We start from the raw sequence: 23,731 nt of genomic DNA on the forward strand, positions 1-23,731 counted from the left end.
GCCGGGCGGATTGAATCGGCAATTCCCTCCATAATTCCCCCAACAATCCCCAAAGCCCGCCATTTTTTCGTACACTGGGGATCCCTTCCCATGTGATAGATCGCATTGAACGACATCAGCTTAGGCGTACTGATCACCCTCCTCATCCTGCTCATCGCGCTTTCGGCGTTCTTTTCCAGCTCGGAAACCGCGTTGATTTCCTTGAACCGCTATCGCCTGCGTCATCTGGCGCAACGCGGTCATCGCGGGGCGCAACGCGCGCAAAAACTGCTCGAACGACCCGATCAATTGCTCGGCATGATTCTGTTTGGCAACACCTTTGCCAATATTCTGGTGTCGTCCCTGGCCACCCTCATCGGCCTGCGGTTGTTTGGCGACAGTGGTCTGGCCATCGCCACCGGCGTCCTGACTTTTCTGCTGTTGATCTTCGGCGAAGTGGCGCCTAAAAGCGCCGCCGCCGTCTTGCCGGAACGATTCGCCTGGCCAGCGGCCTGGATCTATAGCTTTGCCCTGCCCGCCATTGCCCCGTTCGTCCGGCTGATCGGTTGGCTGTCCAACCTCGCGCTGCGGCCATTCGGCATCGACCCGCGCAAAAAAATCGTCCACGGCTTGACGGCCGCCGAGCTACAAACCCTTCTGCGGGAATCCAGCCATCTCCCCGAGCAGTATCAAAGTCTGTTGCTCGCCGTGCTGAATCTCGAACAAGGCCAGGTCGAAGATGTGATGATCCCGCGCGCCGAGATCGTCGGCATCGATCTCGACGAACCTTGGGAAACCGTGCTCGAACAGCTCAAGGCCGCGCCCTATAGCCGTTTGCCCGTGTACAAGGGATCGGTCGATCAAACCATCGGGGTGATCAATGTGCGTCGGCTGTTCGCGCCGATGCTTGATGGCAGCCTGACCGCCAGCCGGTTCAAGCGCCTGCTGCGGGAACCCTACTATGTACCGGAAGGCACGCCGCTGGCGACCCAACTCATCAACTTCCAGAAAGAAAACCGCCGCTCGGCGCTCGTGGTGGATGAATACGGCGATGTCCAGGGCTTTGTCACCCTCGAAGACATCCTCGAAGAAATCGTCGGCAGCTACACAAGTTCTCCCGTCGATGAAGAAAACCCGATCCAGCAGGAACCCGACGGTAGCTATCTCCTGCGCGGTGCCATGCCCCTAAGGGAAATCAACCGCTTACTGGAAATCGATCTCCCCACGGAGGATGCCAGCACCCTCAACGGGCTGATCGTCGAACGGCTCGAAGCCCTGCCCACGGTGGGCGCGCAGATTACCGAAGGCGACATCACCTTGACCGTACTCTCGGTCGAAAATCGCGCAGCCGCCACCGTCCGGCTCACCCCGCACAAGACCGGATCGGACTGAAACCATGGCGCGCGCCAAAGAAAAATCCGCCTTTGTCTGCCAGGAATGCGGCGCCGATTTTCCGAAATGGAGCGGCCGCTGCAGCGAGTGTGGCGCCTGGAATAGCCTGACCGAAATCCGTTTGCCCGCGGGCGCCTCAAGCACCCCGCCGAGTGCGGCAGCCAATGGCTATGCCGGCGCGCAGGCGCAGATCACCCTGCTTTCCGAAGTGCGCGTCCAACAGACCCTGCGCGAAAGTACCGGGCTGGATGAGCTCGATCGCGTGCTCGGTGGTGGCCTGGTTGATGGTTCCGTCATTTTGATTGGTGGCGACCCGGGGATTGGCAAATCCACGCTGCTGCTGCAAACCGTGCTCCGCCTGCAGGCGCAGTGGCCTTGCCTGTATGTGACGGGCGAAGAATCGCTGCAACAGGTCGCGCTGCGGGCGCAACGCATGGAGGCCGATCTCGCCGCAGCCAATCAGATCACCTTGATGAGCGAAACCTCGGTCGAGGCGATTCTGGCGCATTGCGCGCGCCAGCTGCCGCGCCTGATGGTCGTCGATTCGATCCAGACACTGCACACCGAGGGGTTGACCGCCGCGCCCGGCTCAGTTTCCCAATTGCGCGAAGCGACCGCGCAGCTCGTCCGTTTTGCCAAACGCCACGGCGTCACCATCTTTATCGTCGGCCATGTCACCAAAGAAGGCGCGCTCGCCGGCCCCCGCGTGCTGGAACACATGGTCGATACCGTGCTGTATTTCGAAGGCGACCCCGGTGCCCGCTACCGGGTCATTCGCGCGGTGAAAAACCGCTTCGGCGCAGCCAATGAAATTGGCGTCTTTGCGATGACTGATCGCGGCCTCAAACCCGTCAGCAACCCCTCCGCCATTTTTTTGTCGCGCCACGAACGCCCGGTACCCGGCAGTGTGATTACCGTCACCCGAGAAGGCACGCGGCCTTTGCTGATCGAGGTGCAGGCGCTGGTCGCCGAACACCCCGGCGGGAACGCCAAACGCTTGACGGTCGGGCTGGAACAGAACCGGCTGGCCATGCTGCTCGCCGTGCTGCATCGTCACGGCGAGCTGGCCATGTTTGATCAGGATGTCTTTGTCAATGTGGTCGGCGGCGTGCGGGTCGCGGAAACCGCGGCCGATCTGCCCAGCCTGCTGGCCATTGTCTCCAGCTTCCGTACCCGCCCCTTGCCCGACGGGCTGATCGTATTTGGCGAAGTCGGGCTCGCCGGCGAGATTCGCCCCGTCACCGGCGGGCCGGAACGATTGCAGGAAGCCGCCAAACACGGATTTACCGAGGCCATCGTCCCGAAAGCCAACCTTCCTGCTCGCCCCATCGCTGGGCTGAACATCACGCCGGTTGCGCATTTATCCCAGGCATTGGCAATCCTCTGAAGGCAGGCGCCGAAGCGACGCTCGACTAAGCATCAATCCACTAGCCGCACCGTCGGCAGCGCGGTCACCGGGTCGATGAGCAGCTCGACCGTGCAGTATTCCGGCACCACCATTTCCGGCGAGGGATCATCCGCGCAATGGCAGCCCGTGATCATGCTGGTGTATTGCACCCCGGCCCGCAGAAAATACCCCTCCGGGCGTTGTTCCGCCGCCAGTATCTGCACGCTCAGCGCATCATCGAGCGCGACATTGCCGAACGAAATGGCCTTTTGCAGGGGCAATCCCCGCAACCCAAGGCTCGCCACGGCCGCTTGGGCTCGTGGGATGAAATCCGCCTGCTGCCAGGCGGCAATCAACGAAACAAACGGCGAACTCACCATGCTTTCCCCCCATAAAAATCGCCGCCATACCGGAATCTTGCGCTACGATCGAGCCCGATCAATGCCACCGCAGAATTCCCATGGCCAAACGCTATCCGCAGCTCGAACCCGCGCATGAAGCGTTCATTCGAGCGCAACGGGTCTATTTCGTCGCCACCGCCACGGCCGACAGTCGCATCAACCTTTCACCCAAGGGGCTCGACAGCCTACGCATCTTGAGCCCCACGCGCCTGCTCTGGCTCAATCTCACCGGCAGCGGGAACGAGAGCGCCGCCCATGTCCGCCTGAACCCGCGCATGACACTGATGTTTTGCGCCTTCGATGAACCGCCGTTGATCCTGCGGCTCTATGGCCGAGCCCAGGCGATTCACCCGCGCGATACGGGGTGGGCGACGCTGCATGCCCAATTCCCGAACCACCCCGGCGCACGGCAAATCTTCGACTTCGCCATCGACGAAGTACAAACTTCCTGCGGCTTCGGCGTCCCATTGATGACCGGCGCAGCAGACCGCCCCACCCTCAATCAATGGGCCGAAAAAAAGGGTTCCGATGGCATTGCGCGCTACTGGCAGGACAAAAACCAGTTCACCATCGACCAACTGCCGACCGGCATTCTGGCCGATCCCCTCGATTGAACCTCAGCGCTCGGCATCCGACCCCGGCAAATTCTGTACCCGCAACGGCGGCGCATGACCGGATTTGTCCTCGCCGAAATAGACCGTGGTGTGCGGGTAAGGAATCTCGATACCCGCCGCGTCGAAATGCTTTTTCACCAGCCGATTATAGGCACGCCCCACCGCCCATTGCTCGCCGGGTCGGGTTTTGATCTGCACGCGAATGTTGACCGAACTGGCCGCGAGGTCCGTCACGCCAGGAATACTGATCGGCTCCAACACTTTGGCGCGCAACTCGGCATCCGTCATCAATTCGTCAAAGGCCGACTGCAACGCCGCTATCGCCTCATCGATGCTTTCCCGGTACGCAATGCCATATTCCGCCTTGTGAAACGCAAATTCGCGCATGAAATTGGACACCACGCTCACCGCAGAAAACGGCACGATATGGTAGGTACCGAAGGCATCGCGCAAGCCGACTGAACGAATCGACAGCCGCTCTGCGGTGCCGGTAATTCCGCCGACGCTGATGACATCCCCGGTATTGATCGCGTTTTCCAACTGGATGAAGATCCCGGTAATCACATCCTGCACCAGCTTTTGCGCGCCAAAACCCACCGCCAGACCTATCACCCCGGCACCCGCCAGCAAGGGGCCGATGTTCACCCCAAGCTGCGACAGTGACATCATCACGGCGATGATCAGCAGCGAGACCCCCGCCGCATTGCGAAACAGGCTCAACAGTGTCTGCACCCGGGTGGACGGCAAATGCTCACTGTTCAATTTCGCTTCAATCGCGCTCGCCACCACCAACCAGAGCAGCAAGGCGCCGCCCAGGATGATCAGCACGGCCAGCACCGAACCCATCCAGCCTTGCACCTTCGCACTACCCAGCCAGGTAGTCATGTCCAGCACATGCCAGATGGACAGCAAAACCCCCACCGTCCCCAGCAAAATCAGACCGCGTATCAGCCGCAGCAGCCAAGGCAAATACGCATTCAACCGGGGCTCCAGCGAAGGCAAGCGCTTGCGGTGATGATCGGGCAGTTGAATCACCCGGTCGAGCCATTGCGTCAGCAGCGCCGAAACCAGCAAGGCCACCGCAATGGCGAGAATCGTCAAACCCGAGGCCCGGACGATAAAGGGCAAGGCATCGCCCGGGCGCGTCATCCCCACCAGGAACACCATGCCCACATAGGCCAGAGCGAGGTAATGCCAAGCGTGCGCCAAAACCCTCAGCAGCCAGCCGATCACCCCGGAAGGGTGGCGATCCGCCCAGCGTCGGATCGATGCCCGCAATGCCCGCCGCTGGCTGAGGATGGTCGCGCTGGAATACAGCAAGCCAAAGATCGCCAGTAACCAGACCACGATTTGCGCGGCGGCCAGATCGACATTCAGCCGCAGGATGGGCACAACGACCAGCACGCCATAGCCCAATACGAGAATCAGCACGGAAAACCGCCGCACCCAGAATGCCGCCTGCATCCCATCGGTGACGAACAGACGCAGCCCGGCATAGCTCGGCATCAGGATGAGACGCAGCACCATCCGCAATAATTCCAGCAGCACAAACGCGTTCAAAACCAACGCGAGCCGCCATAACTGGAGCGGTTCCTCGGTCAGCAGGCGGGAAATGACCAGCGTGCCCAAGGCATTGATGGCGGCAAGAATCAGCAGCCCCAAGCTACCCAGCCCCAACAAGGCCAGGGCGGCGCGCAGCAAATGCTGACGGCACTCTGCCTGACCCGCCCAAGCATCGAGCCGCTGGGCGATTCGCCGGACGAAAAGCCCAGCGATGAACCACAGACTGTAGGCGATGCCGATCAACGCCAAGAGCTGCCCGGCTTGCGCAATCAGCGTCAAACCCACCTCCGGTTGACTCAGTTCATGCCAACCGTCGTGCAGGTGTTGCAGCGTCGCTTCGGCTTCCACCCAGGCCTTCTGGAGTGCTTCGGTCGATTCCTGCGCCAACTGACTGGATAATGAAGGGCTGGGTTGTGCCGCCGGTGTCGCCGCATCCGGCGCAGTGCCAAGCCGCCGCAGTTCCTGCACGATCACCGCGCGGGACTCGGGATTCTCCAGCAATTTGGCCAACGCCTGATAATCCGCCGCGCTGGGGGCAGGCGCCGTCCCGGAAGATGGCGGCGCGGAGGGGGGCGGATTCCCTGCCGCCCCAACAGGCAGAGATAACCCGAGGCAGGCAATTAAAAACCAACGAAACAAAATTCTCATGTAAATCAATCAGTTTATTGAATAGATCAAAGAAGCATAGCACGATCCGACCGACGGCTCCCCGCCCTCAACCGCCCTCATGCAACCAGGCGTGGATGGTCTGCGCCAGAGATGTCGAGATCCCCGGCACGGTCGAAAGTTCGGCCGCGCTTGCCTGACGCAAGCCCTGAATCCCGCCAAACTGTTTGAGCAACTGCTGCCGCCGCTTCGCGCCAACCCCCGGGATTTTTTCCAGATCCGATTGGGTGCGCGCTTTATGGCGCTGGGCGCGATGACCGGTAATCGCAAACCGGTGGGCTTCATCACGCACCTGCTGAATCAGATGCAAGGCCGGATCGTGCGGATCGAGCCGGACTTCGGCGGGCTGCCCCTCCGCCGACTTCGGCCAGATCAACCGTTCTTCTCCTGGGCGGCGCTCCGGCCCTTTGGCCACCCCAATGATCTGAACGCTCGAAATCGACAATGCCGCGAGCACAGCCACCGCCTGCGCCACCTGCCCCGCGCCACCATCGATCAGCAAAACCTGCGGCAAACGCCCCTGTTCGGCGACCGCCCGGCCAAAACGGCGCGTGAGCGCCTGATGCATCGCCGCGTAATCATCCCCGCCGGTAATGCCTTCGATGCGGTACCGGCGATATTGATCCTTTTGCGCCCCTTCGATGCCGAACACCACGCAGGAAGCCACCGTCGCCTCGCCTTGCGTGTGGGAAATATCAAAGCACTCCAAGCGCTCCAGCGAGGGGATACCGAGCCGCTCGGCCAGCGCCGCAAACCGCTGCGCCAAGCCCGCCCGGGTCGCCAACCGCTCGCCCGCCGCGAGGGTCGCGTTCTGCAGGGTTTGCTGTACCCATTCGCGCGCCACGCCACGCTGCGGCACCCGCAGCACCACCTTGCTTCCGCGCGCCTGGCTCAACCCGGCGGCGAGAAAGGCGGGGTCATCGCCCAAGACCGAACACAACACCTGCGGCGGCGGGCTGCGCTCGGCGTAATACTGGCCGATAAACGCTTCGAGGATCTCCGGCAAGGTGTGTCCATCCGGCACCGTCGGGAAAAACGCCCGCGTACCGAGATGCCGCCCATCCCGAATGGTGGAAACCGCCACGGCAGTCAAGCCCTGCACAGTCACGCCGGCCAGCACATCGGCATCGCCCTGCACGCCGGTCACCGTCTGCTGCTGGCTGATCGCGCGCAACTGGCTGATCTGATCCCGGAGAACCGCCGCCTCTTCGAACGCCAGGCGTTCAGCCGCCTGCTCCATCCGCAAGACCAGGGCTTCGATCAGCGCCTGACTCTTGCCCGACAGAAACGCCACCGTGTCTTGCACATCCTGGGCATACGCTTCCTCAGAAACAAACCCGACGCAGGGCGCTTTGCAGCGGCCGATCTGATATTGCAGGCAGGGTCGGCTGCGGTTGCGGAACATGCTGTCCTCGCATTGACGCACCTTAAACACCTTTTCCAGCAGTGCCAAGGTCTCGCGCACGGCACTGGCGGCGCTGTAGGGGCCGAAATATCGCCCCGGCGCCTTGCGCGCCCCTCGGTGATAGGCCAAGCGCGGATACGGTTGTTCGCTGGACAGATAAATCCACGGATAACTTTTGTCATCGCGCAGCAAAATGTTGTAGCGGGGTCGATACGCTTTGATGAGGTTGCTTTCCAGCAGCAGGGCCTCGCTCTCCGAAGCCGTCACCGTGGTTTCGATGCGGGCGATCTGGCGAACCAGCGCCTGGGTTTTCAGTGATTGCTGCCCCCGAAAATAACTAGAGACCCGCGCTTTGAGATTGCGCGCCTTGCCGACATACAGCACGGCATCGTCCGCGCCATACATCCGGTACACCCCAGGGCGTTCGCTCAGCAGCGGCAGAAGCTGTTCGGGGTTGAACCCGATCTCAGTCATTCGTTGATCACAAGCCGCCCGGATTTGACCGCCAGGCGCATCAATTCGATGTCGTTGGTCACGCCCAACTTTTCCTGCAACCGGACTTTGTAGGTACTCACGGTTTTCGGGCTCACGCACAGCGCGTCGGAGATGAACTGGTTGGATTTTCCATCGAGGATCATCATCAACACTTGCTGCTCCCGGCTGGAGAGCGTCTCGAATGGGTCGGCGGTCTTGCGCATCGAGTGCAGCGCGATTTCCTGCGCAATCCGCGAAGAAATGAATCGAGTTTTGTGACTGGCGTTTTCAATGGCAGTAATCAACTCGTGCGGCGGCGCATCCTTGGTGACATAACCATGCACGCCAATTTCGAGCACCGAACGCGCCAGCGCAGCATCCGCCTCCGCCGTGACCGCGATCAGCCCCGTATCGGTGTAGCGCGCCTGAATCCGGCGGATGGCTTCCAACCCACCCATGCCGGGCATGTGGATGTCACAGAGCACGACATCGACCGGATCGGTCTTCAATTTGGCCAGCGCTGCCTCGCCACTGTCGGCCTCCGCCACCACCTCGATGCCCTGTTCACTACCGATCAAGTGCGCCAGCGCTTTACGCACCATGGTGTGATCATCGACGATCATGACCCGAATCATTGCGCGCTCACCTCGAATCCAAAGGCGGGGGCATCCCCCCAACGCTGATAGGGGCGGATGGCCAGCGCCACATTGTAGTAACGCGGATCATCCGTCACTTCGGTGGCAATCCATGCCGGCAGTTCGACGGCAGTATCGACCGAAGGGAGTTCGATTTCCGCCACGATCAACCCCGCATTCTCACCCCAGAATTCATCGATTTCCCAAGTCAGCGCCCCTTGCGGGATATAGTGACGGGTTTTTTCGATCCGGCCATCCACGCACAATTGCTGCAGCATTTCTTCCGCATCCCGCAGCGGAATGGGATATTCATATTCGAGCCGCGCGATGCCCAGGGTCAGACTTTTGAAGTTCAGCCAGGCTTGATCGGCCGCAATTCGCACCCGCACCGAAGCACGCAGATCGCCATCGAGACGGGTCAGGTACCCCTGCGCCATGCGCTGACTGTGCGTCACCGCCGCCCGCCAGTCCTCTGAAGCCAGCAAAAATTTGCGTTCGATTTCTTGCGCCATCGTCTTTCCCTCCAAGGAAGAACTGAACCAATCCATCCCTGAATCGATTCAACAAGCCCGGTCGCGGCAGGCTTGAGTATCGGCGCGGCGCGTTCAATAGCGAATCAGCGCCGACCCCCAGGTAAACCCCCCACCAAACGCTTCGAGCAACAGCGTATCGCCCCGCTGGATGCGACCATCCCGCACCGCGGCATCCAGCGCCAAGGGAACCGACGCCGCCGAGGTGTTCCCGTGCCGATTCACCGTGACCACCACCCGCTCCATCGGCAGCCCCAATTTACGCGCGGTCGCCTGAATGATACGGATATTTGCCTGATGAGGAACCAGCCAGTCGATGTCGGCGTAAGCCATCCCGGCGGCATCCAGGGTTTCATCGACGATCCGCCCCAGGGTGTTGACCGCCATCTTGAACACCTCATTGCCCCGCATTTCGATAAATGCCGTGCCATCCGCGAGGGCTTCAGGGGTCGTATCCGCACTGGGTTTCACCGTCGTCAGCAAAGATTCATACGCCCCATCGGCGTGAATATGGGTACGGAGGATGCCCGGCTCCTCGCTTGCTTCAAGCACCACCGCACCCGCCCCATCGGCAAACAGGACGCAGGTGGTTCGATCGCTCCAGTTCACGATGCGTGAAAGGGTTTCCGCCCCGATGACCAGCGCACAGCGCGCGGCACCGGTTTTGATGAACTTTTCCGCCACACTCAGGGCATAGACAAAGCCCGTACACACGGCCTGAATATCGAAAGCCGGCGTGCCATGAATCCCGAGTTTCTGCTGCAACAGGCAGGCGGTTGAAGGGAAGACCCGATCCGGGGTGGTCGTCGCCACGATCAATAAATCCACTTCTGCCGGTGTGCGCCCCGCGGCCGCCAATGCCGCACGCGCCGCTGGCTCGGCCAGATCGGAAGTCAACTGCCCTGCCGCCGCGATATGCCGTTGCTCGATGCCCGTCCGTTCCCGAATCCAGGCATCCGAGGTGTCGACCATCTGCTCCAAATCGTGGTTAGTCAGGATGCGCTCGGGCAGATAGCTCCCCGTGCCGGTAATACGGGCATGAATCATGCGGTTTCCTTTTCTGTCAGCAATTGCCCCAAACGCTGGTCGATCCGGCGGGGGACATCTTTTTCAATCTCACGCAGCGCCACGGTCAAGGCACTGGAAAATGCCGCCACATCCGCACCGCCATGGCTTTTGATCACAATCCCTTGCAGCCCCAAAAAGCTCGCGCCGTTGTAACGCCCCGGATCCAGCCGGTTTTTCAGACGCCGCAGCACCGGCGCCGCCAGCAGTGCCGAGGCTTTGGTCAGCCAGTTGCGCGAAAACTCCTCCCGCAAAAACTGCGTGATCATCTTCGCCAAGCCCTCGCTCGTTTTCAGTGCCACATTGCCCACGAAGCCATCGCAGACCACCACATCCACATCGCCTTTGTAAATGTCATCCCCCTCGACAAAACCGATGTAATGCACGGGGCCTTCAGCAAGCAAGGACGAGGCGGCTTTCACCGTATCATTGCCCTTGATCGATTCGGCACCCACATTCAGCAAGCCGACCCGGGGTTTCGGATTGTCGTCATAGGCTTCTGCCAACACGGAACCCATCACCGCGAACTGAAACAAATGCTCCGCATTGCATTCGACATTCGCGCCGAGATCCAGCACATGGACATGGCCTTTGCGGGTCGGCAACGCCGTACAGATCGCTGGGCGCTCGATGCCGGGCAGCATTTTGAGCACAAACTTGGCCGTGGCCATCAGCGCACCGGTATTCCCCGCACTCACGGCCGCCTCGGCCGTTCCATCCCGCACACACTCGATCGCCACGCGCATCGAGGATTTCTTCTTGGTGCGCAACGCAATGGCCGGGGATTCATCCATCGCCACCACTTCCGGCGCATGAATCAATGCCACGCGCGCGCCCAACCCATGAGCGGGCAGAAGCGGCGCCAGGATCGCCTCATCGCCAACCAGCAATAATTCTGCTTCGGGATGCGCCGCCAAAAATTGGGCGGCCGCTGCCAGCGTCACGGCTGGCCCGTGATCCCCGCCCATAACATCCACTGCAATCCGCGCTTTCATCGGGCACTCATCATCAGCAAGCTGTCACCATCGAGGGCTGGCCAAGCCAACGACCCCACCGAAGGCAGGAATCGACCGCTCCACGCAGCTCAATAGTCGAAAAAAAACCTTGCGCACAGGATGCACAAGGCTCGAACCTTCACGATCTCGACATGATCAGTGTGGCAAATCACGCCTCAACGGCGGCTTTTTCTGCCAGCACGCGACGACCCCGATAAAAGCCGTCTGCAGTGACATGATGACGACGATGCGTTTCACCGCTGGTAGCGTCCACGGACAGCGTCGGCTTGGTCAACGCATCATGGGTACGGCGCGAGTCACGGCGCGCGCGGCTCTTTTTGTTCTGTTGAACGGCCATTTCTTAACTCCTGACAAATAACGAAAAACACCTACGGAGAACCGACCTGCCGGCGATCCCCCAAACTTTCCCCCACCGCGCCCGCCTCACCGAGACAAGCCCAGCGCGAAATTACTGATCTGGCTCCGGTTCGGTCTTGCCCGTTCCCAGGCGCCCGGCCAGCGCCGCAAACGGATTGACCGTCTGGGCGGCTGCGGCATCCGGCAGCGGTGTTGGCAGAGACTCCTCCCGCCAAGCCGGAGCACAGGCTGCGTCATGCATCACCACCGAAGGCAAGGCCATGATGAACTCTTCCTCGATCAAATCGGGCAGAGATACCTGACCTTCATCATCCAGCAGCACCGGCTCGTAGGCATCCGGCACCTGCGCCGCCTGCGCTTCGCTGTGGACAAACTGCACCACCGAACGCCCCTCCACCGGCACCGTCATCGGGGCAAGGCAACGGGCGCAGGGCATTTTCGCCACGCCCTCGACCTGAACCGAGGCGAGCAAAGCACGCGAGGCATCGCGGAAAAACCGCAGCTCATAAGCCAACGACGCATCAGACTGATCGTCCGGAGTCCACGATAAAAGACGCGGCAACTGCGCCATGGGCACTCGACCCGAACGCAGCTGTTGGGCATCGCATGCCGTTCGCACCGGGCACGAGCCCTGCAGCGCCCACTGCTCTACGGTGTTCTGCATATCCCACCAGCAAAAGCCAGACCAGAATCGTATAATTTTAGCGGTTTCTTCACGATCACGCAAAGTCAAATATGCATTCTCAACCTGAATTGATTCTCGCCTCGTCGTCGATCACCCGCCGAGCGCTCTTCGATCGGCTCCACTACCCATACCGTACCGTGTCGCCCGATTTTGACGAAACCCTCCAGCCACAGGAATCGCCCGAAGCCGCCTGCCTGCGACTGGCGATCGGCAAAGCCCGCGCCGTGGCGACCGCAAATCCGGGCGCGGTCGTGGTGGGCTCGGATCAACTGGTGGCCTCAGGCGATAGCATCCTCGGCAAGCCCCTCACCCGCGAAGGGGCGCGGGCGCAGTTACGCGCGCTGTCCGGGCGGATCGCTGTATTCCATGTCGCGGTGGCCGTCATTGATGCGCAAGGCCAATGTCACAGCCAGCAGACACGCACCGAGGCGCATTTTCGCGCGCTCGATGAGGCCAGTATCGAGCACTACCTCGATCTTGAAACCCCTTGGCATTGCGCGGGCAGCATGAAATCCGAAGGATTGGGTTTGGCCTTGCTCGATACGATGCCCGCGCAAGATCCCACAGCAATCCTCGGCCTGCCCCTGATTGCGACGCTGGCGCTGCTTCGCCAAGCGGGCATCGATCCCCTCAAGCCCGGAGCACCCCGCCCCGCCTGAGGCTACCCCACCGCCATGCCGCGATGCCCCCGACGCCACCACGCCAGCGCCAACATGCCGAGCAGAATGCCGCCACCAAACAGCAAGGCCAGGGGAATCGGTTTGATCCCGGCTTCGACCGCCCAGAAATACAAGCCAGACATCACCAACATCGAGAGATTTTCAAAGAAATTCTGCACCGCCAGAATACGACCCGCGCCCACGGTTTCCGCCCCGCGCTCCTGTAACAGAGCATTCAGCGGCACAACAAACAAGCCACCGGCGAGACCAATGCCGAACAACACCAACGCGGCGGCCGAGAGCGAATGCATCGGCGCGAGTAAAAGCACCAGCGGCCCGAGTAACACGCCGCCCCAGAGCGCACGATTCACCCGATCCAGACTCACCCAAAGCCCCGCCAAGGTTGCGCCCGCGACAATTCCGATGGAAAGCACCCCCATCAGATTCGCTGGGGTTTGATTGTCATTCAACAACAGCGCTGCGGGCACCCACACGAACAGCAGCAACCGCAGGGAAGAACCCATTCCCCAGAACAGGCTGGTGCCGATCACGGAAAACCGGACATCCGGATGGCGCCACAGCCGCACGATATCCCGGAAGAAAGCCATCACCAGACGCGGAATTTCTTGCCGGTGCAGTCGGTGCACGATCGCCAGTCGGGGAATCCACAGGTTGATTCCCGCCGCCAAGGCATACAGCGCCGCCGCGACACCCCCCGCCAGTGCCAGGGAATGATCGGCGAGGAATCCCCCCAGCACCACGCCGAGCAAAATCGCGACGATGGTCGAACCTTCCAGCCAACCGTTGGCCTTGACGAGCTGTTGCGGGCGCACGAGCTGCGGCAGGATGCCGTATTTGGCCGGAGAATAAATCGCCGCCCCCACACCAGCGAGCGCGTAGCCGAACAAGGGATGCGCGCCGTAGAGCACCACCACCGCCCCAACCAGCTTCACCAGATTGGCGTAGAACATGACCCGCCCCTTGGGGAAGGCATCCGCCAGCGCCCCGACAAACGGTGCCAGCACCACAAAGGCAATCACAAACATGACCTGCAGCACGGGCATCAGCGCCGCGCCGTCCGCCGCCTGTTTGAGCAGGGCGATGGCGACCACGAATAGGAGGTTATCGGCCAAGGCCGAGAGAAACTGGGCGGCCAACAAACTCCGCATCCCCGGAGAGGCGAGGCCGGATTGTTCGTTGTTCGATGCGGGCAATTCGCTGTTCATCCTGAATCCTCGTTAATCCATTTGACCCAACCGCCGCGCGGCTTCGGTGCGCACGCCGGGATAATCCACTTTACCGGTACCCAATAACGGAATGGTGTCGACCACGATAATCTGGCGCGGCACAGCCAGTTCGCTGAAGCCGAGGCGGCGTGCGGCCTCGAGCAGCATCGACCGGTTCAACGAAGGCTCGGTGGTCAGCAACACCAACTGCTCGCCCCGCTGCGCCTCCGGCAGACTCGTGGCCGCATGCGTGGCATAAGGTGCCGCCGCGCGCGCCATGGCCTCGACCGTTTCCAGCGAGACCATCTCGCCCGCGATTTTGGCAAACCGTTTCAGGCGGCCGCGAATGGTGACAAAGCCTTCGGCATCCAGCGAAACGATGTCGCCGGTGTTGTACCAGCCCGCCCCCAGTTCAGGCACGGACGGCGCGTCCAACCGGCCCGGCGCTTCATCCCGCAAATACCCGCTCATCACATTCGGCCCGCGCACGCACAGCAAGCCCCCTTCCTCGATGCCGGGCACGGGCAGCAGCCGATGCTCGATGCCGGGCAGAAACTGGCCGACGGTGCCGCTGCGATAAGCCATTGGTGTATTCACCGCCAGCACCGGCGCGGTTTCCGTCACGCCATATCCTTCGAAGATCCGCAGGCCAAATTTTTCAAACCACAGCGACCGCACGGATTCACTGAGCTTTTCCGCGCCCGCAATCACATAGCGCAACTTATGGAAATCATAGGGATGGGCGAATTTCCCATAATTCGCCAGAAAACTGTTCGTGCCGAACAGCAAGGTGCAATTGCGGTCGTAGGCAATTTCCGGCACCAGTTTGTATTGCAGCGGCGAAATATGTAAGAACACGCGCGTCCCTGCCAACAGGGGGAGCAACAAACCACCCGTCAAGCCAAAGGCGTGAAAAACCGGCAAGACATTTAATACCTTATCCGCCGGGGTTAGATCGAACACCGATTGAATCTGGGCAATATTCGCCAATATCGCCCGATGCGATAACACCACGCCCTTCGGACGCCCCTCCGAGCCGGAAGTAAACAGGATGACCGCCGCTGAATCCGGATCCGCCACCGGCGACAAGGCGGTCAAGGGCGAGCGCCGCGCCTGCAACACCCACCAGCGATCCGCCAGGCCAAAGGTTCGGCGCATGTCCTCCAGATAGCGCACTTCAACCCCCGGCCAGTCATTGAGCAAGGCCGTCAAATTCGCCTTCTCGGCAAAAACGCGCGAGGTGATCACCACCCGCAAAGGACAGGCTCGGGCAGCGGTTCGCAGACCATCGGCGCCAGCGGTGTAATTGAGCATGGCCGGCACTCGTCCGGCCGCAGACAAGCCCAACAACACCCCGGCCGTCACGGCGAGATTGGGCAGCAACACGCCCACGGCCTCGCCCGCTGCGGTGCCGCGCGCGCCCCAGCGTCCGAAGGCCAGCGCCATCGTCGTCAACCGACCGTATCGGATGACTTCGGCCTTGATGTCCTCGATCATCGGGCGACGGCGACCAAAAGTCGCTTCGGCGGCCAGATACGCCGACCATAACGACTGCGCCGGACGGGCAGCGAACAGCATGTGCTGCATCAGGGCACGCAGGGCTTCGCTGGCCCGCTGACGCCGCAAGCGAGCCGTCGGCGCCTCAGGCAGGGCGAAGGTCGTTGGCGGCAAGACCGTCAACGAGACCGAGGGGCGCCAGAATTTGGGCTGCACCGCCGACATCCGGCTGAAATAACTGCGCTTCAGCCCATCGAGCCGCACCGGCACCACCTCGGCCGCACTGCGGGCAGCCAACATGGCCGGACCATCGTAGACCTTCATCAAGCCACCGGTATCGGAAATTCGGCCTTCGGGGAAAATCACCACGGGGCGATTGTTTTGCAGGGCGCGTAACACGGTTTTCATGCCGATCGGGCGCAAGGGATCGACCGCCACGGTGTCCACCAGAGACAACATCAGGCGAAACGCGCGGTTTTGCATCACCCCGGTATGCACGACGAACACCGGATCGATGGGCAGGAACAAACCGATCAATAACCCATCCAGATAGGATTCATGGTTGGCGACCAGCAGCTGACGGCCACCCCATTGAAACCCCGCCGGCTGATGTAGCGTGACCCGGAAAATGAACCGGAACACCGGGCGCAACATGGCACGCACGGCCGTACGCGCGCTAGATTTGATCCATCGAAAAAAGCCTGTCATGGCGCACTCTCCTTAAGCCTGGGAATCGCGTTGTCGTTGTTCGGTCTGCTGGACATAATCCCTGACGAAATCCGTCACCACCGCAAAGGTTTCAAGCAGGCGGGCGGTATTGACGGTTAAATACACGGTCTTGCCTTCCTTTTGCTCCAGCAGCAAACCCGTTTCCCGCAAAATTTTCAGGTGATGGGTCACGGCGGTGCGCGAGAGCGGGGAAACCGCCACCAATTGGCGGATGCTCAAGCGCTCCCCCGGCTCGAACAGCAGCAGCAAGCGCTGGCGATGCGGGTCGCCCAGGGCGGTAAAAATCTGGGCGGTGTCCACCCAAGGCACGGGTAATTGCTGAAGGATGTCGGTATTCATGACTAAATAATTAGTTATTTTGTTTTATCTGTCAAGCAGACAAAAAAATGCCTGCACACGGCAGGCATTGGCTCCGGCATCGTCAACCCGAGGAAGCGCCAGAGTGGGCGGCACCCGATTAACGATAACCAATCAACCCGCAGGTTGTTCGCGGTGGCGGTGTTCCCGCATTTTTTTCATGGCCTCGCGCATCCGTTTGGGTTGTTGATGGGCATACTCATCCAGCACCTGTTGCTGGTTGGGCTGCAACGCGGCGCGGAGCTGCCCAGTCGCGGTACTCAAATTATCCAAGAGTTGCGCCATCTGCTCGGCACGCATCGCCCGCATTTTGGCAATATCTGCCGCATTTTCTTGCGGAGTCATGTGATAGTGCGGCAGTTTGAGCATCTCGGCGCGCGCCGCTTTGTACTGATCCCAGGCTGCTTGCTGGCTGGCCGTCAGTTGCAGCCGGTTGGCCAGCTCGTTGAGATCGGCCGTCAAATGCGCGGCGCGTTTTTCCTGCCATTTTTCCGCCCGCAGCTCCTTGCCGCCTGCGGGTGGCGGCGGGGCGTCTGCCGCTTGCGCCAGCAGGGGCGCAGTAAATGCCAACATCATCGAAATTGCCAAGCTGCGCGTTAATACGGGAACCGTCGTCATGATTGATCTCCTGCAAAAGTGTGGCCGGAATGGCCTTCCACAAACTCCGGGGATAGGCCACAAGGTTAGCCCCCGAAGTTTGACCGGACACATTGCACCGCGTTCCTGTAAACCCGGCATGGCAAGCGCCGCCGGTTTTGTAAACTCAATGTAGGCAGTTTGTAGCCCGGGCAGGAAAATCCTTGGGGCACCGCTATGATGGCGACATCCTCATCTCGCAAAGGTACGCTGTCGATGAAATCGTTGTTAGTGGTCGATGATGACCCCGATCTGCGCAGCCTGTTACAGGATTATCTCGGTGAACAGGGCTATACGGTGCGCACCGCAGCCGAGGGGGAATCCCTTTGGGCCGCGCTGGCCGAACAACCGGCGGATTTGATCATTCTGGATGTGATGCTGCCCGGCACCGATGGATTAGAACTGTGTCGCCTGCTGCGCGCGCGCATGAGCACGCCGATTCTGATGCTGACCGCCCGCGGCGATGAGATGGATCGGATCATTGGGCTGGAAATGGGGGCGGATGATTATCTGCCGAAGCCCTTCCACCCGCGCGAGCTTCTGGCGCGAATTCGCAGCATTTTCCGGCGGGTGGCGCAGACCGGCTCCGCCCCACCGGTTCGAACACTGCATTTCGCGGGCTGGACGCTTGATCTCGCCGCCCATCATTTGATCCGCGCCGATCAAGTCGTGGTACCCCTCTCCACTGGCGAATTCCGCCTGCTCAAAGCCCTGGCCGAACATCCCAACCAGGTTCTCTCGCGCGATCAATTGATGGATGCGCTGGCCGGACGGGATGCCGATCCCTTCGACCGCACCATCGATGTCATGGTCAGTCGCCTGCGCCGCCGCCTGGGTGACGATGCCCGCGAGCCCGCGTTGATCAAAACCATCCGCAACGAAGGCTATGTGCTGCTCACCCAGCCGCGCGGAGTCACCGGATGATCCGGCGGCTCATTCCCGCCAGCCTGTTCGGCCAGATTCTGCTCACGCTGATCCTGGGGATTCTCGTGGCCACCGGCGTCAGCCTGGGGCTGCTCCTCAACGACCGCGCCAAACTGGCTGACCGGCTGATCGGCGATTACGCCATCGAACGCCTAGCGCAAACCATCAATATTCTGAATCAGGCCGATGCCCCAGAGCGACCGCGCCTCGCACGCCTACTCAACGACCACCCGACCCGCATCGAACTGCGCGCCCGGTGGCGGCACCCGGAACGGTTGGCCGATAACGCGCAGGAAACCGCCATCACCCGTCGTCTGGCCGAACGACTCCGGCAAGCGCTCGATGCCCCCCTCAAGCTGCAGGTGCTGGCGATCGCGCGCCCGGTGGAAACGCCGAAACCCCTGCCCGAATGGCTCGCCCTCGGGTTGCCCGTCCTGGATCGCCCGATCTGGCAACATCCCGCGCTGGCCCGGCCACAAATCACCGAGCCGATCAAACCCGTATTCAATTTTGCGTTCGTGCTGATTCAGGCGCGGTTGAGTGATGGCAGCATCCTCACCCTGCGGCACGCCCTGCCGCCGCCGATGCGCTGGCCACTACAAACCATGGGCTGGCTGCTCGGTCTGGGATTCGTCGTGCTCGGCATCGTCGCGTTCGTCCTGCGCCGACTGACCCGGCCGCTGGATGCGCTTGCCCGCGCCGCCGCGCAACTCCCGCAACAGCTCGACCAACCCCCGCTACCGGAAACCGGCCCGACGGAAGTCAGCCGCGCGGCGCGGGCGTTCAACCAGATGCAGCACGACATCCGGCAACTCATCGACGCACGGAGCCAGGCACTCGCCGGGGTATCGCATGATCTGCGCCTGCCGATTACCCGCATCCGGCTGCGGCTGGCGAGTTATCCCGACGACGAACGCCGCGCCAAAATCGAAGACGATCTCAGCGATATGGACACCATGATCGGCCACACCCTCGCCTATCTGCGCGCGGGCGCCCGCACCGAAACACCGGTGGAACTCGATCTCAACGCCCTGCTCGATGTGCTCTGCGACGACATGACCCTGCTTGGTGCCAGAATCGAGCGCCTCGGCGAAGCCCGGGCACCGCTGCGCACCCGCCCGCAGGCCATCCAGCGCGCGCTGCAAAACCTGCTGGAAAATGCCTGGCGTTATGGCGATGGCAGCCTCACCCTCGTGCTGCAAGACACCGCCGATCAACTGAGCATTGCCATCGGCGATCGCGGCCCCGGCATCGCGCCGGCCGATCGGGAACGCGTGTTCGAACCCTTTGTCCGGCTCGAAACCTCCCGCGCGAAACACACCGGCGGCAGCGGCCTCGGACTCGCCATTGCCCGCGCCATCATCCGAGCCGAAGGTGGCGACCTGGTACTGGAAAGCCGCGACGGTGGCGGCACCTGGGCCAGAATCAACTTGCCACGAAGTTAAAAATGCTCGGCGGCGCTGTCATCCCGACAAACTCGACTGGCCACGGCACTCGCTCATCAGTTTTATTCCGCGTTCTTTCATAGCAACTGCTTACCAATCATTTACAAACTGCCCATTGCCACCCGCCGGATCCGCGCGTTCAATCATCGTGACGCTTTGAACGGAGCACGGGAGGTTCATCGTGGCATTTGCTCACCATCCGGATCGGCGCAGTTTTTTGCGACACAGCAGTGCGCTGCTGCTGGGACTGTTGCCAATAGCGCGCACGGCGACGGCAGCGCCATCGGCCTCGGTAGAGTCACTCGCCTGGCTCAACCGGATCAGTTGGGGCGTCAATGCCGCCACGCTCGCTGCGTATGAACGAGAAGGCGAGAAACACTGGCTCGAATCGCAGTTACACCCCCGCGCCGATGCGCCACTCCCACCGGCCATTGCCGCGCAGATTGACGCGATGACGATCAATCAAACGCCCGCCGCCGCATTGTGGCAAAGCCTGGCGGAAAAATTGCGGGCAGCCCGACAAGCCAGCGATGAGCCTGCGCAGAAGGCCGAAGCCCAAAAAGCGGTGCAACGCGAATTTGCGGCCATCGCGCAGGAAGCGGCCAGCCAGCAACTGCTCTACGCGGTTTATTCGCCGAATCAGCTGCAAGAGCAACTCGCCTGGTTCTGGCTGAACCATTTCTCGGTCTTCGCCCAGGGCCCGTTGCGCGTGATGATAGGCGATTACTACCGCCGCGTGATCAAACCCCATGTGCTGGGGCGGTTCGTCGAATTATTCCGCGCCACGGTGTTCAGCCCGCAAATGCTGATCTACCTGAACAACGCGCAAAATGCCAAGGGGCACATCAACGAGAACTATGGTCGAGAGATCATGGAGTTACACACGCTGGGCGTCGGCAGCGGCTACACCCAGGCCGATGTCACGAATCTGGCGCGGGTGCTCACCGGTCTGGGCGTCGCCTATCCCGACCGACCCGTGCGCGTCCCGCCTCGGCTGGAAGAAGATTTCTGGCAGGATGGGCTGGTCGTCTTCAACCCAGCGCGCCACGACCCGGATCCGAAAACCGTGCTCGGTCAGGTCTTCCACGGCAAGGGGATGGATGAGATCAACCAGGTCATCGAGTTCCTGGGGAATCATCCCGCAACCGCCCGGCATATCAGCACCAAGCTCGCCCAGTTTTTTGTCTCCGAGCAACCGCCCGCCCCGCTGATCGACCAGATGGTGCACGCCTGGCAACACAGCCGGGGGGAAATCGCCCGCGTACTCGAAGTCCTGTTTCATAGCGAGGCGTTCCGGCATTCATTGGGCAAGCAGTTCAAAGATCCCTTGCATTACTTGGTCTCGGCCGCGCGCCTCATCCCCGACGAGACGCCCATCACCCGCCCGATCATGCTGGTCAATTGGAGCCGTCAGATGGGCGAAGCCCTGTACGGACGCAGCACGCCGGATGGCTATCCCCAACGGGCGAGCGACTGGAACGGCTCCGGCCAGATGGCCACCCGGTTTGAATTCGCTGAATTTTTATCGACCCACCCCGGCGCGCTGGTGCAGCCACCCCCGCCAGCCTTGATGGTGCTCGATAGCCCGTTCCTGCAAACCCTGATGGCCGGATTCAGCGCCCAGACCCGCGCGGTCATCCAGCAAGCGGATAACCCACGCGCGCAAATCAGCCTGTTACTTTCTGCCCCGGAATTCATGTGGCGCTAACGCCCCACCCGCGTGAGGAGAAAAAAACCATGAACCGTCGCCAATTTCTGCAACTGACCGCCGCCGCCGGATTGTCCGCTGTGCAAACCCGCCTGTGGGCGGCCAGCCCCCGCACCGGCAATCCCCGATTTCTGCTGATCTTTTTACGCGGGGGCTACGATGCCGCCAACCTCCTGGTGCCCTACACCAGTGAGTTTTATTACCAAAGCCGCCCCAATATCGCGGTACCCAAGCCCGGCGACCCCGACGGCGCCCTCGTACTCGATCACGACTGGGCCTTACATCCCGGCCTGAAAGACACCGTGCTGCCGCTCTACCAGCGACAACAAGCAGCCTTCGTTCCGTTTTGCGGCACGCAGGATTTATCCCGCAGCCACTTTGAAACGCAGGATCACATCGAACTGGGTCAGGGCGCACAAACCCGCGATTTCAACAGTGGCTTCCTGAACCGGCTCGCCGCCGTACTGCACGATCGCGCCCGCAGCATTGCCTTCACCCAGCAACTGCCTCTGTCCATGCACGGCGCGGTGCGCATCGCCAACCAGTCGATCATCGGCCCGCAGCGGAATGTGAACGAAACGCAGCGCCAACGCATCGAGCAGATGTACCAGCACAGCCCCCTGCAAACCAGCGTTCAAACCGCGTTCACCACCCAGCAGCAAATCCGCGAAGACATGAGCGGAATGGCCAGCGGTGGCTATGCCGCCGAGATGCTGGCCGCCAGTCGTGGCGCAGCCAATCCCCGCAGTTTCGTGGCCGCCGCCGCGAAAATTGGCGTGCTGATGCGCGATCACTACAACCTGGGCTTCATGGATCTGGGCGGATGGGATACCCATGTCAACCAAACCGGGCGCACGGGTGCCGAAGGCCAGCTCGCCAACCGGCTGACCGAACTCGGTGCCGGGCTCGCGGTCTTGCCAGACACCCTGGGCGATGCCTGGCTCGAAACCGTCGTCGTCGTGATCAGCGAATTTGGCCGCACCTTCCGCGAAAATGGCAATCGCGGCACCGATCACGGGCACGGCAGCGCCTATTGGGTACTGGGTGGCGGGCTGCATGGCGGCAAAATTGCCGGCGAGCAGGTCACCCTGAGTGAAACCACGCTCAACCAGAACCGCGACTGGCCGGTGCTCACCGATTACCGCAGCCTGCTCGGCGGCCTGTTCCGGCATTTATGGAGCCTGACCCCGGCGGAACTCCAACGGGTATTTCCCGGTGCGAAGCCCGTTGAGCTACAGCTCGTCTGAACGCCGGCGTTCCAGCAACACCAGCACCTCGGCATGATCGGTGTGCGGGAACATATCGAACAGCCGCGCCCGGCGGGGCACAAAATCGCTCAACCGCGCCAGATCCGCCGCGAGACTCGCCGGATTGCAACTGGAGTACAACAGCCAGCGGGTGGCCGTTGCGGTGTTGATCGCCGCCGCCAACGCAGCACCCAAACCGCGCCGGGGCGGGTTGACGATCACGCACTCAGGCCAGCCCGTCTGCCCCTCGGCAAACGCATCCGCCGGTAACGCGGTAAATTCGATCTGCGACAGACCCAGCGCGGCGGCGGATTGGCGGGCGCTGTCGATCGCCTCCGGCGAAATCTCGATTCCCGTGATCGCACCGCGCACGCCCGGCGCACAGAACAGGGCGAAGCCACCGACCCCGCAGAACAAATCCCAGAGCGAGGCGGGCGCACAGGCCGCCACCCAATCGCGCGCCGTGGCGTATAACGCGGTCGCCACCGCCGTATTGGTCTGAAAGAAACTGCGCGGACGCAGATACAAGGGCACCTCACCCAGCCAGACCGACAAGGCCGACGCCCCGGCAAGAGGGATTTCTTCTTCGCCCTCCACAATCGCCTGATGCACCGGCTGGATATTGGCGGAAATCACGGCCAGCGCGGGCAATACGCGCTGCAACTCCGGCAACGCGGCGCGCAAACGGGGCAACCACGCGGTGGAACGCAGCACGAAACGCAGCATCAGCGCCTCGGTGGTTTGATCCTGCGTGAGCAGAACAAATTTCAGTTCGCCCCGGCGCCGGGCAATGTCATACGGCGGCAAGCGCAAGGCGCGAATGAAATCCTTGATCGGGGCGAACGCGGCGCGCAGGCTGGGTGGATACAGCAGGCAATCACTCAAATCCTGCCCCTGCCCCGCCGCACCGACAATCCCTAGCCGGGGCGCATCCGCCGTGCCGCTGACCACCATTTTGGCCTTGTTGCGAAAGCTGGATTCGGCGCTCGGCACCGGCGGCTGCCAAAGCGAGGCATCGAAGGCGGGCAACGCGGCACGGCAAGCGGCCTCCTTGCGCGCCAGCATCTCCGCATAAGGCACCGCCAGATGCGGGCACGACCGGCATTGACCGGCGGCGAAATAACCACAGTCCAT

The 23,731-nt window shown here is 61.7% G+C and carries 22 protein-coding genes; 8 read left to right on the forward strand and 14 right to left on the reverse strand.

Annotated elements, in window-relative coordinates:
* Window positions 1-105: 105 nt before the first annotated feature.
* Window positions 106-1,371, forward strand: coding sequence for an HlyC/CorC family transporter (locus VOI35_RS06860; protein WP_407275325.1), 1,266 nt, complete (start codon window positions 106-108; stop codon window positions 1,369-1,371).
* Window positions 1,372-1,375: 4 nt separating this feature from the next.
* Window positions 1,376-2,758, forward strand: coding sequence for a DNA repair protein RadA (gene radA, locus VOI35_RS06865; protein WP_407275326.1), 1,383 nt, complete (start codon window positions 1,376-1,378; stop codon window positions 2,756-2,758).
* A 32-nt stretch (window positions 2,759-2,790) separates the two neighbouring features.
* Here the strand turns inward: radA and VOI35_RS06870 are convergent, their stop codons facing one another.
* On the reverse strand, window positions 2,791-3,138 hold the full coding sequence (locus VOI35_RS06870) for a hypothetical protein (protein WP_407275327.1): 348 nt from the start codon (window positions 3,136-3,138) through the stop codon (window positions 2,791-2,793).
* An 80-nt stretch (window positions 3,139-3,218) separates the two neighbouring features.
* On the opposite strand from VOI35_RS06870, the gene VOI35_RS06875 reads away from it, so the two are divergent.
* Entirely contained in the window at window positions 3,219-3,773 is a 555-nt protein-coding gene (locus VOI35_RS06875; RefSeq protein ID WP_407275328.1) for a pyridoxamine 5'-phosphate oxidase family protein, read from the forward strand.
* A 3-nt stretch (window positions 3,774-3,776) separates the two neighbouring features.
* On the opposite strand, the gene VOI35_RS06880 is transcribed toward VOI35_RS06875, so the two are convergent.
* The 8 genes from VOI35_RS06880 to VOI35_RS06915 all read right to left on the reverse strand — a co-directional run bounded on the left by VOI35_RS06880 (window position 3,777) and on the right by VOI35_RS06915 (window position 12,055).
* Entirely contained in the window at window positions 3,777-5,984 is a 2,208-nt protein-coding gene (locus VOI35_RS06880) for a mechanosensitive ion channel domain-containing protein (RefSeq protein WP_407275329.1), read from the reverse strand.
* Between the two features lie 67 nt (window positions 5,985-6,051).
* Window positions 6,052-7,881, reverse strand: a complete 1,830-nt coding sequence (gene uvrC / locus VOI35_RS06885; protein WP_407275330.1) for an excinuclease ABC subunit UvrC — start codon at window positions 7,879-7,881, stop codon at window positions 6,052-6,054.
* Window positions 7,878-8,516 carry a response regulator gene (locus VOI35_RS06890; RefSeq protein WP_407275331.1) on the reverse strand — a complete coding sequence of 213 codons (639 nt, stop codon included), beginning with the start codon at window positions 8,514-8,516 and terminating at the stop codon, window positions 7,878-7,880. Before VOI35_RS06890 ends, uvrC begins: the two co-directional genes overlap by 4 nt.
* Window positions 8,513-9,028 carry a CYTH domain-containing protein gene (locus tag VOI35_RS06895; protein WP_407275332.1) on the reverse strand — a complete coding sequence of 172 codons (516 nt, stop codon included), beginning with the start codon at window positions 9,026-9,028 and terminating at the stop codon, window positions 8,513-8,515. Before VOI35_RS06895 ends, VOI35_RS06890 begins: the two co-directional genes overlap by 4 nt.
* Before the next feature lie 93 nt (window positions 9,029-9,121).
* Entirely contained in the window at window positions 9,122-10,093 is a 972-nt protein-coding gene (locus tag VOI35_RS06900) for a beta-ketoacyl-ACP synthase III (protein ID WP_407275333.1), read from the reverse strand.
* Window positions 10,090-11,106, reverse strand: coding sequence for a phosphate acyltransferase PlsX (gene plsX / locus VOI35_RS06905; protein ID WP_407275334.1), 1,017 nt, complete (start codon window positions 11,104-11,106; stop codon window positions 10,090-10,092). The genes VOI35_RS06900 and plsX overlap by 4 nt, the downstream gene beginning before the upstream one ends.
* 169 nt (window positions 11,107-11,275) lie before the next feature.
* Complete coding sequence (gene rpmF, locus VOI35_RS06910; protein WP_407275335.1) at window positions 11,276-11,464, reverse strand: 50S ribosomal protein L32; 189 nt, start codon at window positions 11,462-11,464, stop codon at window positions 11,276-11,278.
* Between the two features lie 111 nt (window positions 11,465-11,575).
* Entirely contained in the window at window positions 11,576-12,055 is a 480-nt protein-coding gene (locus tag VOI35_RS06915; protein WP_407275336.1) for a YceD family protein, read from the reverse strand.
* Window positions 12,056-12,219: 164 nt separating this feature from the next.
* On the opposite strand from VOI35_RS06915, the gene VOI35_RS06920 reads away from it, so the two are divergent.
* Window positions 12,220-12,828, forward strand: a complete 609-nt coding sequence (locus VOI35_RS06920) for a Maf family protein (RefSeq protein WP_407275337.1) — start codon at window positions 12,220-12,222, stop codon at window positions 12,826-12,828.
* A 2-nt stretch (window positions 12,829-12,830) separates the two neighbouring features.
* On the opposite strand, the gene lplT is transcribed toward VOI35_RS06920, so the two are convergent.
* The 4 genes from lplT to VOI35_RS06940 form a co-directional block, all read right to left on the reverse strand.
* Entirely contained in the window at window positions 12,831-14,054 is a 1,224-nt protein-coding gene (gene lplT, locus VOI35_RS06925; protein ID WP_407275338.1) for a lysophospholipid transporter LplT, read from the reverse strand.
* Between the two features lie 12 nt (window positions 14,055-14,066).
* The gene (locus VOI35_RS06930) at window positions 14,067-16,259 is read right to left on the reverse strand and encodes an AMP-binding protein (protein ID WP_407275339.1); all 2,193 of its coding nucleotides are present in this window, start codon (window positions 16,257-16,259) and stop codon (window positions 14,067-14,069) included.
* A gap of 12 nt (window positions 16,260-16,271) precedes the next feature.
* A complete protein-coding gene (locus VOI35_RS06935; protein WP_407275340.1) occupies window positions 16,272-16,619 on the reverse strand; it encodes an ArsR/SmtB family transcription factor in 348 nt (115 codons plus the stop codon).
* Between the two features lie 132 nt (window positions 16,620-16,751).
* Window positions 16,752-17,255 (reverse strand): Spy/CpxP family protein refolding chaperone, encoded by a 504-nt coding sequence (locus VOI35_RS06940; RefSeq protein ID WP_407275341.1) that lies wholly within the window; start codon window positions 17,253-17,255, stop codon window positions 16,752-16,754.
* Window positions 17,256-17,489: 234 nt separating this feature from the next.
* On the opposite strand from VOI35_RS06940, the gene VOI35_RS06945 reads away from it, so the two are divergent.
* The 4 genes from VOI35_RS06945 to VOI35_RS06960 all read left to right on the forward strand — a co-directional run bounded on the left by VOI35_RS06945 (window position 17,490) and on the right by VOI35_RS06960 (window position 22,597).
* Window positions 17,490-18,197: a response regulator gene (locus VOI35_RS06945; RefSeq protein WP_407275342.1), complete on the forward strand. Its 708-nt coding sequence runs from the start codon at window positions 17,490-17,492 to the stop codon at window positions 18,195-18,197.
* Complete coding sequence (locus VOI35_RS06950) at window positions 18,194-19,642, forward strand: ATP-binding protein (protein ID WP_407275343.1); 1,449 nt, start codon at window positions 18,194-18,196, stop codon at window positions 19,640-19,642. Before VOI35_RS06945 ends, VOI35_RS06950 begins: the two co-directional genes overlap by 4 nt.
* 181 nt (window positions 19,643-19,823) lie before the next feature.
* Entirely contained in the window at window positions 19,824-21,350 is a 1,527-nt protein-coding gene (locus VOI35_RS06955) for a DUF1800 domain-containing protein (RefSeq protein ID WP_407275344.1), read from the forward strand.
* Between the two features lie 29 nt (window positions 21,351-21,379).
* Window positions 21,380-22,597 carry a DUF1501 domain-containing protein gene (locus VOI35_RS06960; protein WP_407275345.1) on the forward strand — a complete coding sequence of 406 codons (1,218 nt, stop codon included), beginning with the start codon at window positions 21,380-21,382 and terminating at the stop codon, window positions 22,595-22,597.
* Here the strand turns inward: VOI35_RS06960 and rlmC are convergent.
* Window positions 22,583-23,731: a 23S rRNA (uracil(747)-C(5))-methyltransferase RlmC gene (gene rlmC, locus VOI35_RS06965; protein WP_407275346.1), complete on the reverse strand. Its 1,149-nt coding sequence runs from the start codon at window positions 23,729-23,731 to the stop codon at window positions 22,583-22,585. The two genes, VOI35_RS06960 and rlmC, sit on opposite strands and share 15 nt — an antisense overlap.

This window comes from Halothiobacillus sp. DCM-1 (assembly GCF_045689735.1).
Lineage (GTDB): Bacteria > Pseudomonadota > Gammaproteobacteria > Halothiobacillales > Halothiobacillaceae > Halothiobacillus.

What these genes read in the sequence shown, in the direction of transcription:
- radA (WP_407275326.1), top strand. Translation starts at nt 1,376, where the DNA reads ATGGCGCGCGCCAAAGAAAAATCCGCCTTTGTCTGCCAGGAATGCGGC.
- VOI35_RS06870 (WP_407275327.1), bottom strand. Translation starts at nt 3,138, where the DNA reads ATGGTGAGTTCGCCGTTTGTTTCGTTGATTGCCGCCTGGCAGCAGGCG.
- VOI35_RS06875 (WP_407275328.1), top strand. Translation starts at nt 3,219, where the DNA reads ATGGCCAAACGCTATCCGCAGCTCGAACCCGCGCATGAAGCGTTCATT.
- VOI35_RS06880 (WP_407275329.1), bottom strand. Translation starts at nt 5,984, where the DNA reads ATGAGAATTTTGTTTCGTTGGTTTTTAATTGCCTGCCTCGGGTTATCT.
- uvrC (WP_407275330.1), bottom strand. Translation starts at nt 7,881, where the DNA reads ATGACTGAGATCGGGTTCAACCCCGAACAGCTTCTGCCGCTGCTGAGC.
- VOI35_RS06890 (WP_407275331.1), bottom strand. Translation starts at nt 8,516, where the DNA reads ATGATTCGGGTCATGATCGTCGATGATCACACCATGGTGCGTAAAGCG.
- VOI35_RS06895 (WP_407275332.1), bottom strand. Translation starts at nt 9,028, where the DNA reads ATGGCGCAAGAAATCGAACGCAAATTTTTGCTGGCTTCAGAGGACTGG.
- VOI35_RS06900 (WP_407275333.1), bottom strand. Translation starts at nt 10,093, where the DNA reads ATGATTCATGCCCGTATTACCGGCACGGGGAGCTATCTGCCCGAGCGC.
- plsX (WP_407275334.1), bottom strand. Translation starts at nt 11,106, where the DNA reads ATGAAAGCGCGGATTGCAGTGGATGTTATGGGCGGGGATCACGGGCCA.
- rpmF (WP_407275335.1), bottom strand. Translation starts at nt 11,464, where the DNA reads ATGGCCGTTCAACAGAACAAAAAGAGCCGCGCGCGCCGTGACTCGCGC.
- VOI35_RS06915 (WP_407275336.1), bottom strand. Translation starts at nt 12,055, where the DNA reads ATGGCGCAGTTGCCGCGTCTTTTATCGTGGACTCCGGACGATCAGTCT.
- VOI35_RS06920 (WP_407275337.1), top strand. Translation starts at nt 12,220, where the DNA reads ATGCATTCTCAACCTGAATTGATTCTCGCCTCGTCGTCGATCACCCGC.
- lplT (WP_407275338.1), bottom strand. Translation starts at nt 14,054, where the DNA reads ATGAACAGCGAATTGCCCGCATCGAACAACGAACAATCCGGCCTCGCC.
- VOI35_RS06930 (WP_407275339.1), bottom strand. Translation starts at nt 16,259, where the DNA reads ATGACAGGCTTTTTTCGATGGATCAAATCTAGCGCGCGTACGGCCGTG.
- VOI35_RS06935 (WP_407275340.1), bottom strand. Translation starts at nt 16,619, where the DNA reads ATGAATACCGACATCCTTCAGCAATTACCCGTGCCTTGGGTGGACACC.
- VOI35_RS06940 (WP_407275341.1), bottom strand. Translation starts at nt 17,255, where the DNA reads ATGACGACGGTTCCCGTATTAACGCGCAGCTTGGCAATTTCGATGATG.
- VOI35_RS06945 (WP_407275342.1), top strand. Translation starts at nt 17,490, where the DNA reads ATGAAATCGTTGTTAGTGGTCGATGATGACCCCGATCTGCGCAGCCTG.
- VOI35_RS06950 (WP_407275343.1), top strand. Translation starts at nt 18,194, where the DNA reads ATGATCCGGCGGCTCATTCCCGCCAGCCTGTTCGGCCAGATTCTGCTC.
- VOI35_RS06960 (WP_407275345.1), top strand. Translation starts at nt 21,380, where the DNA reads ATGAACCGTCGCCAATTTCTGCAACTGACCGCCGCCGCCGGATTGTCC.
- rlmC (WP_407275346.1), bottom strand. Translation starts at nt 23,731, where the DNA reads ATGGACTGTGGTTATTTCGCCGCCGGTCAATGCCGGTCGTGCCCGCAT.